The organism is Pseudomonas sp. SYWMCR5 (assembly GCF_057197165.1).
Map to the genome: position 1 here is coordinate 132,103 of NZ_JBXUNH010000007.1, position 14,630 is coordinate 146,732.

The 14,630-nt window shown below is 63.8% G+C and carries 15 protein-coding genes; 6 read left to right on the plus strand and 9 right to left on the minus strand.

Annotated elements, in window-relative coordinates; genetic code table 11:
- Positions 1-54: 54 nt before the first annotated feature.
- From AC2CGW_RS18845 to AC2CGW_RS18860, 4 genes are all read left to right on the plus strand, one after another.
- Complete coding sequence (locus tag AC2CGW_RS18845) at positions 55-330, plus strand: DUF493 domain-containing protein (protein ID WP_054892813.1); 276 nt, start codon at positions 55-57, stop codon at positions 328-330.
- Positions 330-977: a lipoyl(octanoyl) transferase LipB gene (lipB, locus tag AC2CGW_RS18850; RefSeq protein WP_186669262.1), complete on the plus strand. Its 648-nt coding sequence runs from the start codon at positions 330-332 to the stop codon at positions 975-977. The genes AC2CGW_RS18845 and lipB overlap by 1 nt, the downstream gene beginning before the upstream one ends.
- A gap of 2 nt (positions 978-979) precedes the next feature.
- A complete protein-coding gene (lipA, locus tag AC2CGW_RS18855) occupies positions 980-1,996 on the plus strand; it encodes a lipoyl synthase (RefSeq protein WP_238343328.1) in 1,017 nt (338 codons plus the stop codon).
- Between the two features lie 137 nt (positions 1,997-2,133).
- Positions 2,134-3,072 carry a S66 peptidase family protein gene (locus tag AC2CGW_RS18860; RefSeq protein WP_484574428.1) on the plus strand — a complete coding sequence of 313 codons (939 nt, stop codon included), beginning with the start codon at positions 2,134-2,136 and terminating at the stop codon, positions 3,070-3,072.
- A gap of 35 nt (positions 3,073-3,107) precedes the next feature.
- On the opposite strand, the gene AC2CGW_RS18865 is transcribed toward AC2CGW_RS18860, so the two are convergent.
- The 5 genes from AC2CGW_RS18865 to leuS form a co-directional block, all read right to left on the minus strand.
- Complete coding sequence (locus AC2CGW_RS18865) at positions 3,108-4,421, minus strand: lytic murein transglycosylase (protein ID WP_186669264.1); 1,314 nt, start codon at positions 4,419-4,421, stop codon at positions 3,108-3,110.
- A 54-nt stretch (positions 4,422-4,475) separates the two neighbouring features.
- A complete protein-coding gene (gene arfA / locus AC2CGW_RS18870) occupies positions 4,476-4,640 on the minus strand; it encodes an alternative ribosome rescue factor ArfA (protein WP_039580593.1) in 165 nt (54 codons plus the stop codon).
- A gap of 132 nt (positions 4,641-4,772) precedes the next feature.
- Entirely contained in the window at positions 4,773-5,810 is a 1,038-nt protein-coding gene (holA, locus tag AC2CGW_RS18875) for a DNA polymerase III subunit delta (RefSeq protein WP_484574429.1), read from the minus strand.
- A gap of 36 nt (positions 5,811-5,846) precedes the next feature.
- Positions 5,847-6,452 carry an LPS-assembly lipoprotein LptE gene (locus tag AC2CGW_RS18880; protein ID WP_484574430.1) on the minus strand — a complete coding sequence of 202 codons (606 nt, stop codon included), beginning with the start codon at positions 6,450-6,452 and terminating at the stop codon, positions 5,847-5,849.
- Positions 6,453-6,512: 60 nt separating this feature from the next.
- Positions 6,513-9,119 (minus strand): leucine--tRNA ligase, encoded by a 2,607-nt coding sequence (gene leuS / locus AC2CGW_RS18885; protein WP_484574431.1) that lies wholly within the window; start codon positions 9,117-9,119, stop codon positions 6,513-6,515.
- 238 nt (positions 9,120-9,357) lie between these two features.
- Here leuS and AC2CGW_RS18890 point away from each other — a divergent pair, with 238 nt between their 5' ends.
- Entirely contained in the window at positions 9,358-9,672 is a 315-nt protein-coding gene (locus AC2CGW_RS18890; protein WP_054892821.1) for a hypothetical protein, read from the plus strand.
- Positions 9,673-9,802: 130 nt separating this feature from the next.
- Positions 9,803-10,564, plus strand: a complete 762-nt coding sequence (locus tag AC2CGW_RS18895) for a YdcF family protein (protein WP_186669268.1) — start codon at positions 9,803-9,805, stop codon at positions 10,562-10,564.
- A gap of 102 nt (positions 10,565-10,666) precedes the next feature.
- Here AC2CGW_RS18895 and lnt read toward each other — a convergent pair whose 3' ends face one another.
- From lnt to AC2CGW_RS18915, 4 genes are read right to left on the minus strand one after another with little or no spacing between them, the layout of a single operon-like run.
- Positions 10,667-12,184, minus strand: coding sequence for an apolipoprotein N-acyltransferase (gene lnt / locus AC2CGW_RS18900; protein ID WP_186669269.1), 1,518 nt, complete (start codon positions 12,182-12,184; stop codon positions 10,667-10,669).
- An 8-nt stretch (positions 12,185-12,192) separates the two neighbouring features.
- Entirely contained in the window at positions 12,193-13,032 is an 840-nt protein-coding gene (locus AC2CGW_RS18905; protein WP_186669271.1) for a CorC family transporter, read from the minus strand.
- Positions 13,033-13,061: 29 nt separating this feature from the next.
- Positions 13,062-13,535 (minus strand): rRNA maturation RNase YbeY, encoded by a 474-nt coding sequence (ybeY, locus tag AC2CGW_RS18910; protein WP_484574432.1) that lies wholly within the window; start codon positions 13,533-13,535, stop codon positions 13,062-13,064.
- The gene (locus AC2CGW_RS18915) at positions 13,528-14,526 is read right to left on the minus strand and encodes a PhoH family protein (protein ID WP_063542619.1); all 999 of its coding nucleotides are present in this window, start codon (positions 14,524-14,526) and stop codon (positions 13,528-13,530) included. Before AC2CGW_RS18915 ends, ybeY begins: the two co-directional genes overlap by 8 nt.
- Between the last annotated feature and the right edge of the window lie 104 nt (positions 14,527-14,630).

The following is a 14,630-nucleotide window of genomic DNA, read 5'->3' on the forward strand; positions in this document are numbered from 1 at the left end:
GTGCAACCACGCGGGGGCATTGTTGTTGCCACGCCTTACGAGGGCGTATGCGCTATGAGCGAAGCTGACGTCAAGTCGCACAAAATCGAATTCCCCTGCGCCGATTACCCGATCAAGGTCATCGGCGATACTGTTGTCGGCTTCAAGGACATGGTCATCGAAGTCCTGAGCAAGCACGCCAAGGTCGACCTTTCCACCCTGGCCGAGCGCCAGAGCAAGGAAGGCAAGTACACCACGGTGCAACTGCACATCGTCGCCGAGAGCGAGAATCAGCTGCACGACATCAACAGTGCCCTGCGTGCCACCGGCATCGTGAAAATGGTGCTGTGATGCCCGCGTGTCTCGGTTTTCGCGATCTTGGCCTGCAGCCCTATGAACCGGTGCTGGAGGCCATGCGTCGTTTTACCGAGCAACGCAGCCCGGACAGCCAGGACGAAGTCTGGTTGGTCGAGCATCCTGCAGTCTTCACCCAGGGCCAGGCCGGCAAGGCCGAGCATCTTCTGATTCCGGGCGATATCCCGGTGGTGCAGACCGACCGCGGCGGCCAGGTCACCTACCACGGCCCCGGCCAGTTGGTCGCCTACCTGCTGCTGGACGTGCGCCGCCTGAGCATTGGCGTGCGCGAACTGGTCAGCCGCATCGAGACTACGCTCATCGAACTGCTCGCCAGCTATGGCGTGCAGGCGGTGGCCAAGCCCGACGCCCCTGGCGTCTATGTCGATGGGGCGAAGATCGCGTCACTTGGCCTTCGAATCCGCAATGGCCGTTCGTTCCACGGCCTTGCCCTGAACGTGGACATGGACCTCGCGCCATTCCGCCGAATCAACCCCTGCGGGTATGCGGGGCTGGCCATGACCCAGCTGCGCGACCTGGCAGGTCCGATCGAACTCGACGAGGTCAGGACAAGGCTGCGCGGACAGCTGGTCAAGCACCTCGACTATGCTGAGCAGACGACCCTCACGGGCGGAATCGACTGAATATGACAACTGTGCAAGAAGCCGTGCCGAACCTGATCGCGACCCAAGACGTCACCCCGCGCCCCGCCCCCAAGAAAGTGGAAGCCGGGGTCAAGCTGCGTGGCGCCGATAAGGTCGCGCGCATCCCGGTGAAAATCATCCCCACCGAAGAACTGCCGAAGAAGCCCGACTGGATTCGCGTGCGCATCCCGGTTTCGCCGGAAGTCGATCGCATCAAGCAACTGCTGCGCAAGCACAAGTTGCACAGCGTCTGCGAAGAGGCATCCTGCCCCAACCTGGGCGAGTGCTTCTCCGGTGGCACCGCGACCTTCATGATCATGGGTGACATCTGCACCCGCCGCTGCCCGTTCTGCGACGTTGGTCACGGCCGTCCGAAGCCTCTGGATCTGGACGAGCCGAAGAACCTGGCGGTCGCCATTGCCGACCTGCGCCTGAAGTACGTGGTGATCACCTCGGTAGACCGCGACGACCTGCGTGATGGTGGCGCCCAGCACTTTGCCGATTGCATCCGCGAAATCCGCGCCCTGTCCCCGGGCGTGCAGTTGGAAACCCTGGTGCCGGACTACCGCGGGCGTATGGACGTGGCGCTGGAAATCACCGCGCAAACGCCGCCTGATGTGTTCAACCACAACCTCGAGACCGTGCCGCGTCTGTACAAGGCCGCGCGTCCGGGTTCGGACTACGACTGGTCGCTGGACCTGCTGCAGAAGTTCAAGCAACTGGTGCCGCACGTCCCCACCAAGTCGGGCCTGATGCTCGGCCTGGGCGAGACCGACGAGGAAGTCATCGAAGTGATGCACCGCATGCGCGAGCATGACATCGACATGCTGACCCTCGGCCAGTACCTGCAGCCGTCGCGCAGCCACTTGCCGGTGCAGCGTTTCGTGCACCCCGACACCTTCGCCTGGTTCGCCGAGGAAGGCTACAAGATGGGCTTCAAGAACGTCGCCTCCGGCCCGCTGGTGCGCTCGTCGTACCACGCCGACCAGCAGGCTCACGAAGCCAAGATCAAGCTCTGATCCGGGCTTGCGCTGAACATGCCGATGCGCGCCGAAAGGCGGCATCGGCATTTTTGTTTTCTGGGGCAACGCGCCCTGTGTGCGCTCTCCAATACGCCCGATAGAGTGGCAAGCCCATGTATGCAAGGAGTCGCCCGATGAACTGTCTTGAAGCCCCAACCTTCCGCCTGCCCAAGGCATTACCCGGTAACGCCTGCTTCGCAATTGTCGCGCCGGCGGGGCCTGCACGGCTGGATGTGGACAAGGCGCGGCAATGGTTCGAACAGCGGGGCTTGCGCTGCCGCGTCTATCCGGGTGCGCTGCAGGCCGACGGCTATCTGGCAGGCAGCGACGAGCAACGCCTGCGTGACTTGCACGACGCCTTCGCTGACCCTCAGATCGACGCGATCCTGTGCATGCGGGGTGGCTATGGCAGCATGCGGCTGCTGGATCGGCTGGATTTCGAGCTGATTCGTCGTCACCCCAAACCCTTGATCGGCTACAGCGACATCACCGCCCTGCACACGGCAATCCAGCGCCATGCCGGGTTGCTCACCTTCCATGGCGGGATGCTCAATGCCGACCTGCTCGGTGCCAAGCTCGAGCCGACCGTCAGTTCGCTATTCCAGCAGTTGCAGGGGCAGGTCGGGCGAGGCGATGCCATCGAGCATCCTGCGGCGTTCGGCCTTACGACCGTGGTCGGTGGTGTTGCCAGCGGACGTTTGGTGGGTGGCAACCTGTCGATGCTCGGAGCGACCCAGGGCACTGTGGCGCAGATCGATACCTACGACAGCATCCTGTTCATCGAGGACGTCAACGAGCCCCTGTACCGAGTGGACCGTCTGCTGACCCAGCTGCGCTTGGCCGGCAATCTGGAGGGAATCAAGGGGGTGCTGGTGGGAGACTTCGCGGGGATCACGGTGGCGGCGCTGGAGCCGTTGCTCAGGGATATCTTTGGGCCACTGCAGGTGCCGGTGCTGGCAGGATGGCGCAGTGGGCACTGCGATCCGAATGTGTGCCTGCCGTTGGGTGCGCAGGTGCGGCTGGACAGTGATGCACAGCAGCTTGTGCTGGAGCAGGCGTTGTTCACAGCCTGAAGCTATAGGGGCTGCACAAGCAGCCCCGATATTCTCTAGCGCCGCAGGCTATCGAGCAGCTTGTGTGTTGGATAGCCATCGGCCGGCCAGCCCTGAGCTTGCTGGGCATTGCGAATGGCCTTGCGGGTGTTGGCGCCGATGATGCCATCGGCGTTACCGGCTTCGTGCCCGCTGGCGTTGAGCAGGTTTTGCAGCTCCATGCGCTCGCTGCGGCTCAGCGGCAGGTCGTCCTTCGGCCACGATCCGGCAATGAAGCCCCAGCCCGAGAAGCGATCGCCCAGCAGGCTGACCGCCAGGGCGTAGGACGAGGAATTGTTGTACTTCAGGATTGCACGGAAGTTGTCCAGTACCAGGAATGCCGGTCCGCGTGCGCCTGCTGGAAGCAATAGCGCTGCCGAGAGCTGGCTGCTGCCGCTGGGCAGTTGGGTGCCGGTTGGCAGTGTCACACCGAGGCTCAACCATTCGCTGACCGACTTGCGTTGAGCGCCGTCTGCCAGCCAGTAATCGAAGCCTGCCGGCACCTGAACCTCGAAGCCCCAAGGTTGGCCACGCTTCCAGCCCGAGCTTTGCAGGTAGTGCGCGGTGGAGGCCAGGGCGTCTGCCGTGCTGTTCCAGATGTCGCGGCGACCATCGCCGTCGAAGTCCACCGCGTGGGTGTTGTAGGTGGTAGGGATGAACTGGGTCTGCCCCATTGCACCGGCCCAGGAGCCGCGCATGGCCTCGGGCTGGATATCGCCGTTCTGCAGGATCTGCAGGGCCGCGATCAACTGGTCCTGGGCGAAGGTCGGGCGGCGGCCCTCATAGGCCAGGGTGGCCAGCGAGCGGATCACCGACTTGTTGCCCTGGAACTGCCCGAAATTGCTCTCCATGCCCCATACGGCAACCAGCACCTGGCGGTCGACGCCATAGCGTTGCTCGATACGACCGAGCAGCTCGGCGTGCTGTTCCAGCAGTTTCTTGCCGTTGCGCACGCGCAGCGGCGACAACGCACCGTCGAGATACTCCCAGACCGGGCGGGAGAATTCAGGCTGGCTGCGGTCGGCCTTGATCACGTCCATGTCGGGTGTGACGCCAAGGAATGCACGGTCGAAGGTATTGGGGCTGATGCCTGCCAGCAGGGCTTGCTGGCGGAAGCCCGCCTGCCATTGGGCGAAGGTCTGCAGCGGCTGGATTTCGCTGCTGGTGTCAGTGGCGGTGCCGGGCAGGGTAACGTTCGGAGCAGGCTGGGCAGGAGCCAGCGGCAGGGCGTCGGCGGCGGTGGGTTTTTCCGCGCAGGCGACGAGCAGGATGAAGCTGGAGGCCGCGATCAGCTGGCGGGGGCGCCAGCGCTGGGAAAGACTGAAGGACATGCACAGATCCAGTTTTGCAGTTCAGGTGCCGACCATATCATGCCTGCGCCTTTTTCAGGCGGCCAGAAAGCAAGAAGCCTCCCAATCTCTCGATTGGAAGGCTTCGCGGCGGTAGCTGCCCTTGCCCTTTTCCGGTCGTTCCTGACGGCAGCGGAACAGGGGTTGGGCGATGATCGACTTGGCCTTGTTGGGGCCGTGTTTTTTCGGCTTCTTGCTCATGGCGGGGTTCCCAGGTTGGATGAACTTGGGGCGGACTTTATGGCCTGGGCGAGCGAGGGGCCAATTGATTGTGTGTATGAGCTGTGACACCCCTGTGGGAGCGCCGAACCGCCGCTCCTACAGTAGTCCCAATTATTCCGAAGGAAGCGTCAGGCGCTGGCCGGCCATCAACAGCGACAGCCGCGACAACCCGGTCCACGGCGAGCCCTCGGCCTGGCCTTTGATCTGTGCGTCGATACGCTGGGCATCCTGCAGCAGTTGCGCCCAACGTTGCGCTGACAGGCGCTGCAGAGCCTTGCTGACCAGGGGGCGGCGTTTATCCCACACTGGTGGGCGCGACTGGCTGAAGGCCTTGTCCAGCGGCACGCCCTGGCTGAACTGCTGGGCCAGACCCGCCAACAGGCGCAGCTCGCGCGCCAGCGCCCATAGAATGACCGGCGGCTCGACGCCCTCGCCACGCAGCCCTTCGAGCATGCGCAGGGCATGCCCGGCCTCGCCGTTGAGGATGGCATCGACCAGGCCGAACACATCGAAGCGAGCGCTGTCGGCGACCGCGGCCTGGACGGTCTCGACGGTGATCTGGTTGCCCTCGGCGAGCAGCTTGAGTTTCTCGATCTCCTGGGCGGCCGCCAGCAGGTTGCCCTCGACCCTTGCGGCGATCAGGTCGATCGCATCGCGCTGCGCCGACAGCCCGGCCTGGGACAGGCGCTGGTTGATCCATTGCGGCAACTGCTGGGCGTCCACCGGCCAGATCTGGATGAACTGGCAGTGTTCACCCTCGATGAGGGCCTTGCCCCATTTAGTCTTCTGCGCACTGCCGTCAAGCTTGGGCAGGCTGATCAGCAGCAGCGTGTCGTCGGCGGGATTGGCGCAATACTCCATGATCGCAGCAGCGCCCTTGTCGCCGGGTTTGCCCGACGGCAGGCGCAGCTCCAGCAGGCGTCGTTGGGCGAACAGCGAAAGGCTGGCACCGGCCAGCAGCAGGCTACCCCAGTCGAAGTTGGCATCGGCGCTGAACACCTGACGTTCATCGAAGCCCTGTTGGCGCGCGGCGGCGCGAATGGCGTCGGCGGCTTCCTGGCACAGCAGAGGGTCGTCGCCGCTGACCACATAGACCGGGGCCAGTGTGCCTTGCAGGTGCTTGTTGAGTTGGGCGGGAGAAAGCTTCATGGGATGGGCGGGGCACCAGCGGTGCCCCGTTCAGGCTCAATGGGCCGGGACTTCAAGCGGCGATTGCTGGGGCGTGTTGTCCTGGATGCGCTGGGCCTCTTTCAGGGCTTCGGCTTCGGCGCGGGCGCGTTCGTCAGCCTTGCGCTGAAGGTGCGCCAGGTGCTCCGGGGTCAGCTGCTGCAGGCGGACCATCATGCTCTGGACCAGGTCACGACGCATTTCCTGGCGAACCTGAGTGGCTTCCTGGGTGGAGCCGGTGATGTTGTTGCCGTCGTAGACATAGATCTTGCGTACTTCCAGCTTGTCTGTGAGCAGTACCGCATCGTTCTGCCCCTGAACTTCGTAGTTCAGCACGGTAGTCAGCTCGTATTCAGCAGAGCGGCTGCCGCCGGAGTAGGTCGCCGCGCGCTGGCTGTCCTGCTCGTTGGTCAGTACCAGCTTGTAGGGCGCGCCGGCCTGAACCTTGACGCCACTGTTCTGCAGAGTCTGGCGCAGTTGGGTGACGGTCTCGCCATAGGCATTACGCGCGCTCAGATCCAGTTCCTTGAGGGCGATCTCGTTGGTGCCGGTACCGCGCAGCTGGAAACCGCAGGCGCTGAGCACGACGGCCAGGCCTAATACCAGCAGATTGCGTTTGATCATGTTGTTGCTCCCTTGTGGGCCTGTTCCGCCCGCCCCGTGTCTAAGGGGCGGGCGTTGCCATCAGTTGGCGACGATATTGACCAGCTTGCCCGGTACCACGATGACCTTGCGGATGGTCAGGCCATCGATGAAGCGCAGGACATTGTCGTTGCTGCGGGCGGCGGCTTCGATTTCCTCGCGGCTGGCGGCGGCAGGCATTTCGACCTGGCCACGCAGCTTGCCGTTGACCTGCACTACCAGGGTGATGGTGTCTTGTACCAGCGCGCTTTCGTCGACGGCCGGCCAGCCAGCGTCGATCACCGCCTGGGTGTGGCCCAGTTCCTTCCACAGCGCGTGAGAGAGGTGCGGGGTGATCGGTGCCAGCAGCAGGGTGACGGCCTCCAGGCCTTCCTGCAGCAGGGCACGATCCTGTTCGCTGGCTTGCGGAGCTTTTTCCAGTACGTTCATCAGGGTCATCACCTGGGCGATGGCGGTGTTGAACTTGTGGAACTGACCCACATCGGTGCTGGCTTGCTTGATTGCAGCGTGGATGCCTCGGCGGATGACCTTCTGCGCGTCGTCCAGGGCGGCGATGTCCAGCTTGCCTGGCAGGCCCTGGGCAACATGGCCCTGGGCCAGGCGCCAGACACGGCGCAGGAAGCGGCTCGCGCCTTCGACACCGGAGTCGGACCATTCCAGGCTCATGTCGGGCGGCGAGGCGAACATCATGAACAGACGGCAGGTGTCGGCGCCGTAGGCGTCGATCATGGCTTGTGGGTCGACGCCGTTGTTCTTCGACTTCGACATCTTCTCGGTGCCGCCGATTTCCACCGGCAGGCCGTCGGTCTTCAGGCGTGCGCCGATGATCTTGGCCTTGGCATCACGCTCGACCTCGACATCGGCCGGGTTGAACCAGTCACGACCGCCGTTGCTGGCGATGCGGTAGTAGGTTTCGGCGACGACCATGCCTTGGGTCAGCAGGTTCTTGAACGGCTCGTTCGAGGTGACCAGGCCTTCGTCGCGCATCAGCTTGTGGAAGAAGCGTGCGTACAACAGGTGCAGGATGGCGTGCTCGATACCGCCGATGTACTGATCGACCGGCAGCCAGTGGTTGGCCGCTTTCGGATCGACCAGACCACCCTCGTAGTTGGGCGAGGCGTAGCGGGCGAAGTACCAGGACGATTCGACGAAGGTGTCCATGGTGTCGGTTTCGCGCTTGGCCGCAGTGCCGCATTTCGGGCAGGTGCACTCATAGAACTCGGGCATGCGCGCCAGTGGCGAACCGGCGCCGTCCGGCACCACGTTCTCCGGCAGCACGACCGGGAGCTGGTCTTCCGGCACCGGCACGTCGCCGCAGGACGGGCAATGGATGATCGGGATCGGGCAGCCCCAGTAGCGCTGGCGGCTGATGCCCCAGTCGCGCAGGCGGAACTGGGTGCGCGACTTGCCGAGGTCCTTGCGGATCAGCGCGGCTTCGATGGCGTCGAAGGCGCCGGCGAAGTCCAGGCCGTCGAACTCGCCGGAGTTGATCAGTTGGCCGTGCTCGCCATAGGCGGCCAGCCACTCGCTGCCGACTTCATCGCCCGCGCTGGTGCGCACCACAGCCTTGACCGGCAAGTTGTACTTGTGGGCGAACTCGAAATCGCGCTCGTCATGGGCCGGAACAGCCATTACCGCGCCATCGCCGTAGTGCATCAGCACGTAGTTGGCGACCCAGACCGGCAGTTTCTCGCCGGTGAGCGGATGCTCGACCAGCAGCGAGGTGGCCATGCCTTTCTTCTCTTGCGTGGCCATGTCGGCCTCGGCCACGCTGCCGCTCTTGCATTCGTCGATGAATGCTTGCAGCGCCGGGTTGCCCTGGGCGGCCTGGGTGGCCAGCGGGTGCTCGGCGGCGACGGCGACGTAGGTGGCGCCCATCAGGGTGTCGGGGCGAGTGGTGAAGACCTTCAGCGTGCCCTCGTGACCGATGCTCGCCTGGTCGTAGGGGAACTGCACTTCCATGCCGCGCGACTTGCCGATCCAGTTGCGCTGCATGGTCTTGACCTGCTCGGGCCAGCCCGGCAGCTCGTCGAGGCTTTCCAGCAGCTCGTCGGCGTAGTCGGTGATGCGGAAGTAGTACATCGGGATTTCGCGCTTCTCGATCAGCGCGCCCGAACGCCAGCCGCGGCCGTCGATGACCTGCTCGTTGGCCAGCACGGTCTGGTCGGCCGGGTCCCAGTTCACGGTCCCGTTCTTGCGGTAGATCACGCCTTTTTCGAACAGGCGGGTGAACAGCCACTGCTCCCACCGGTAGTAGTCCGGCTTGCAGGTGGTGACTTCACGCGACCAGTCGAAGGCCAGACCCAGGCTCTTGAGCTGGGTCTTCATGTATTCGATGTTCTCGTAGGTCCACTTGGCCGGGGCGACGTTGTTCTTCATCGCCGCGTTTTCCGCCGGCATGCCGAAGGCATCCCAACCCATCGGCTGCAGGACATTCTTGCCCAGCATGCGCTGGTAGCGGGCAATGACGTCGCCGATGGTGTAGTTGCGCACGTGGCCCATGTGTAGCTTGCCGCTCGGGTACGGGAACATCGATAGGCAATAGTACGTATCCTTGCCTTGCTGTTCGGTGACAGCGAACGATTGTTGCTCGTCCCAGAACTTCTGGGCGGCGGCTTCTAAATCACGGGGCTGGTATTGTTCGTGCATGGCTACTTTTGCTGAAAGTGAAAGAGACCTTGTTTCCAGGCAGCGCAACCTCGCTGCGTCCGGCACTCCGGTGTCGATGAGAGTGAACGGCCTAGCATACATGAGCGTCGCGCGTCGTGGGAAACCCAGAATGCGATTGGCGCCGTGCGGGCCGTTTGTCGCGGCAGGCGGCTGCTTTTTTCAGTGCCGCTAAGCTCATCTGTGGGGGGGATATTCTTACCTTCAATGAGGTGAACGGATGGGAGAGTCGCAGCTAACCGCAATCAAACCGGAGCTATACGAACGCCTGATCGACCGACTGGGCCTGGCACTTGAAGTGGCCAGAACCTCGGTGCGACTGCGCGACGAAATGCCAGCAGAATTGGAGCTGCGCGGCCTGAGCCCTGCGGAGTTCCAGGTGATCAAGGCTTATCTGGACACGCTTCCTGAGAGCCGTTTCGCCAGTGCCGGCGCCTACCCTCAGCCGGAGTCCGGCAAGGGCAAGATCGTCTGGCTCAAGGACCGGCAGCGCCCCGCTGCAATGGACAGATCCAGAACGCAACCTTCCCGATAGCCGTTCAGGACACCAGGCCCACGTCGTTTCGTGACGCTTCTTCGATTAACCACTCTGATCGACGCCGGTCGCGCACTTGTTGCCCGGCGTCGATCCTCTTAGGCTGCACCTCTTCCATGGAGGTGCGCGCATGCCGATTCGTTTTTTCATCAAGCAGTGGCTTATGCCACCGGGCTTGCTGTTCCTGTTGCTGCTGGCGGCCTGGTGGCTGCGCAAGCGCCGCCCGCGCCTGGCTGGGTTGTGCTTTGTCATCGGGCTGGGTGGCTTGTGGCTGATGAGCCTGCCGCTGGTGGTGCAGGAGTCGGCACGGGCATTGGAAACAGAGGCGGCCCTGGGGCTGGATGAGTGGGCCGGTTTGGCCGCGCGTGCCGATGCCATCGTGATTCTCGGTGCAGGCCGGGAGCGCGGCGATCCGGCCTGGGGTGGGCAGGACCAGCCCACCGGCACGGCGCTGGAGCGCATGCGCTATGCGGCACAGTTGTCCAAGGCTTCGGGCTTGCCGGTGCTGACCACGGGTGGCCTGCACTACGGCATGCCGCCGAGCGAGGCACAATTGATGGCCGATCGGCTCAAGGCTGACTTCGGGGTGGAGGTAGCCTGGAAGGAAGAGGCCAGCCGCACGACTTGGGAAAACGCCCGTTTCAGCGCCGATGTTCTGCAGCCGTTGGGGTTGCGCCGCGTGGTGGTGGTGACTCAGGCCTGGCACATGCAGCGCTCACGCTGGAGCTTCGAGCAGGTGGGCTTCGAGGTGGTGCCGGCGCCAGTGGGGTTTCTGGGGGGCGATCATGCGCGACCGTTTGCCGGCTTGCTGCCGGAAAGCCGGGCGATCTGGCAGAGCGGGCAGTTGCTCAACGAGGCGGTGGGGCTGCTGGGATATCGACTGTTCTATTGATGTGGCGAACGCTGTGCCCGCCTCTTCCAGGGCAAGCCCGCCCCCGCAGGCACTGAGTCCTGAAGACCCTGCAGGAGCGGGCTTGCCCGCGAAAAAGCCCCTCTACAGGGCCCTGGCGATCCGCCCCGCCAGCAGCGCCCAGCCCATCAGCAGCGCGCAGACGATCGCCAATGGCCACGAGCGCCATTGCAGGTAGGGCGTGAGCTGCTGCATCGGCACCACATCACCATACAGAATCGCCTTCTGGAACTGCGGAATCTGGGTGGTAATCCTGCCGAACGGGTCGATCAGGGCCGTTACGCCATTGTTGGTGGCGCGGATCATCCAGCGCCCCGCCTCGAGCGCGCGCATCTGTGCCATCTGCAGGTGCTGCAACGGGCCGATCGAGGTGCCGAACCAGGTGTCGTTGCTGATGGTCAGCAGCAGATCGCTCTGCGCTGCCAGTCCTGCGGCGAATTCCGGGTAGACCACTTCGTAGCAGATGTACGGCGCTATCTGATAGCCCTTGGCCTGTAGCAGCGGCTGGTCTTCCGGCCCGCGGGCGAAGTCCGACATCGGCAGGTTGAAGAACTCGATCAGCCCGCGCAGCACGTCCTGCAGCGGAACGTATTCGCCAAATGGCACCAGCTTCTGCTTGAGGTAGGTGCCGTCGCCTTCGCCGGTCACGGTGATGCCGTTGTAGTAGCGGCGCTGGTGGTGCACCACTTCGCGGATCGGCACCCCGGTGATCAGCGCCGAATGACGGTCAGAAGCGAAGCTGCCCATCATGTCGATGTAGCCCTGGGCCTGGTCCTTGAGCACCGGTACCGCGGTCTCGGGCCAGACCAGCAGGTCGACCGGCTTGGAGCTCAGGCTCATGTCGCGGTACAGCGCCAGTTGCGCGTTGACGTGGGCCGGATCCCATTTCAGATCCTGCTCGACGTTGCCCTGCACCGCGGCCACTTTCAGTGGCTCGCCGGCCGGTTGGGTCCAGGCGTGGTCCTTGAGGCTCAGGCCGATGCCCCAGGGGGCGACCAGCAGCAGTGCGCCCACGGCGAGGAAGGCCGGGCGTGCCCGCAAACGGTGCAGGTTGCACAGCAGTGCGGCAGACAGCGCCAGGGCGAAGGAAATCAGCCAGACACCCCCCAGCGGCGCAAGCCCCGCCAGCGGACCGTCGAGCTGGCTGTAGCCGGCATAGAGCCAGGGGAAACCGGTCAGGAACCAGCCGCGGAAGGCCTCCTGCAACAGCCACAGGGCAGCGAAGCACAGGGCATCGGCCAGCGGCGCCTCGTTACGCCGCAGCCAGCGTGCCCAAAGCCAGGCGGGCAGGGCGAAGAACCAGGCGATGGCGGCGAAGAAGGCCACCAGCAGCAGGGTCGCCAGCAAGGGCGAAGCCCCGCCGTAGGTGTTGATGCTGACGTAGATCCAGCTGGTGCCGGCGCCATACAGGCCGAACCCATAGCACCAGCCGCGACCCAATGCCTGGCGCGGGCTGAGCTCGCGCAGGCCGAGGTAGAACAGCATGATCGCCAGCAGGGCGATCGGCCAGATGTCGAAGGGCGCCAGGGCCAGGGAGGTGGAGGCGCCGGCCACCATGGCCAGCAGGTTACCGGGCCAGCCGGGGCGGGTGATCCAGCGCATGTTCGTCCTTAGCGAGTGATCGGGGTCAGGCGCAGCAGGTGTATCCGGCGGCTGTCGGCATTGAGAATGCGGAAGCGATAGGCGCCGATTTCGGTGGTCTCGTTGCGCTTGGGCAGGTGGCCAAAGGCGCTCATGACCAGGCCGCCGACAGTGTCGAACTCATCGTCGGAGAACTCGCTGTCGAAGAACTCGTTGAAGTTCTCGATCGGTGTCAGCGCTTTTACCAGGAAGTCGCCGCTGGGCAGTGGCTTGATATAGCTGTCTTCCTCGACGTCGTGCTCGTCTTCGATGTCGCCGACGATCTGCTCGAGCACGTCCTCGATGGTCACCAGGCCCGCGACGCCGCCGTATTCGTCGATGACGACGGCCATGTGATTGTGGTTGGCGCGGAACTCGCGCAACAGCACATTCAGGCGCTTGGACTCCGGCACGAAGGTGGCCGGGCGCAGCAAGTCCTTGATGTTGAAGCTGTCGCCGTTCTCCTTGAGGATCAGCGGCAGCAGATCCTTGGCCAGCAGGATCCCGAGCACATCGTCATGGCTTTCACCGATCACCGGGTAGCGCGAGTGCGCGGCGTCGATCACCGCCGGCAGGAATTCGCGTGGCGACTGGCTGGCCTTGATGCTGATCATCTGCGAGCGCGGGACCATGATGTCGCGCACCTGCAAGTCAGCGACCTGGATGGCACCTTCGACGATGGTCAAAGCTTCGCTGTCGAGCAGCTTGTTCTGATGGGCTTCGCGCAGCAGCTCGAGGAGCTCCTGGCGGTTTTTCGGCTCATGGGCAAAAGCCTGGGTCAGTTTACCCAGCCAGGACTTCTGCCCGTTGCTCGATCGATCTTCGCTCATGGCGGTTTACTCGTGTTCCTTTGCAGTGATCAAGGGTTGATTGAATCGGTGTCGTCATCGGCGTACGGGTCGGGGTGACCCAGTTCGGCCAGCAATTCGCGTTCCAGGGCTTCCATTTCCTCGGCCTCATCGTCGTCGATGTGGTCGTAGCCCAGCAGGTGCAGGCAGCCGTGAATGACCAGGTGCGCCCAGTGTGCTTCCAGCGCCTTGCCTTGTTCGTTGGCTTCGCGCTCGACCACCGGCACGCAGATGACCAGGTCGCCCAGCAGCGGAATATCCAGCAGATCGTCGGGCACGTCAGCAGGGAAGGACAACACGTTTGTCGCGTAGTCCTTGTGCCGGTAGGTGTTGTTCAGCTCGCGGCCCTCGGCCTCGTCGACCAGGCGGATGGTCATTTCCGAGTCGGCGCTGCGCTGGCGCAATGCCAGTTCGCACCAGCGGCGGAATGCCGCGTCGTCCGGGGCCGTACTGTCGGTGGCCCGTTGCAGATCGAGTTCAAGCATCTTTGGCGGGCGCCTCGGGCTTGGCCTGACGGGCTTCGAAGCGATCGTAGGCTTCGACGATGCGCTGCACCAGCGGATGGCGTACCACGTCCTTGGGCTGGAAGTGGGTGAAGCTGATGCCCGGGACGTCCCTGAGTACTTCGATCACGTGGGCCAGGCCCGACTTGGTGCCGCGAGGCAGGTCGACCTGGGTGATGTCGCCGGTGATTACCGCGGTCGAGCCGAAGCCGATGCGGGTGAGGAACATCTTCATCTGCTCGAGGGTAGTGTTCTGGCTTTCATCGAGAATGATGAAGCTGTTGTTCAGCGTGCGGCCGCGCATGTAGGCCAGCGGGGCGATCTCGATTACCTGGCGCTCGATCAGCTTGGCCACGTGCTCGAAACCGAGCATCTCGTAGAGTGCGTCGTACAGCGGGCGCAGGTAGGGGTCGATCTTCTGGGCCAGGTCACCGGGCAGGAAGCCGAGCTTCTCGCCAGCTTCGACCGCCGGGCGCACCAGCAGGATGCGGCGCACCTGTTCGCGCTCCAGCGCATCGACGGCACAGGCCACGGCCAGGTACGTCTTGCCGGTGCCGGCCGGGCCGATGCCGAAGTTGATGTCGTTGGCCAGGATTTCCTTGACGTAGCGCTGCTGGTTGGCCCCGCGCGGGCGGATGTTGCCCTTGCGCGTGCGCAGCGAGACGCTGACTTCGTTGACGGCGGGGTTGTCGATGTTCTCGACCGCCGACTCCTGGAGATAGAGGTGGACCGTTTCCGGCGACAGGTCGGTGGCCTTGGTCTCGCGGTAGAGACGGCGCAGCAGCTGTTCGGCAGCGGAGGTGGTCTTGGGTTCGCCGATCAGTTCGAACTGATTGCCGCGGTTGCGGATCTCGATGGCCAGGCGTTGTTCGATCAGGCGCAGGTGCTCGTCGAACTGGCCACACAAGTTGGCGAAACGGTGGGCCTCGAAAGGTTCGAGGGTGAAGCGATGGGGTTGTATGGGTGCGTTCAAGGTCGGTTCAAGGCGCTCGACGAAAGATATGAACTCAAGAATAACCCTTGAGCGACAGTGGCGAAAGATCTGAAACGATCAAGGGCAAGACTGACAGTCTGCCA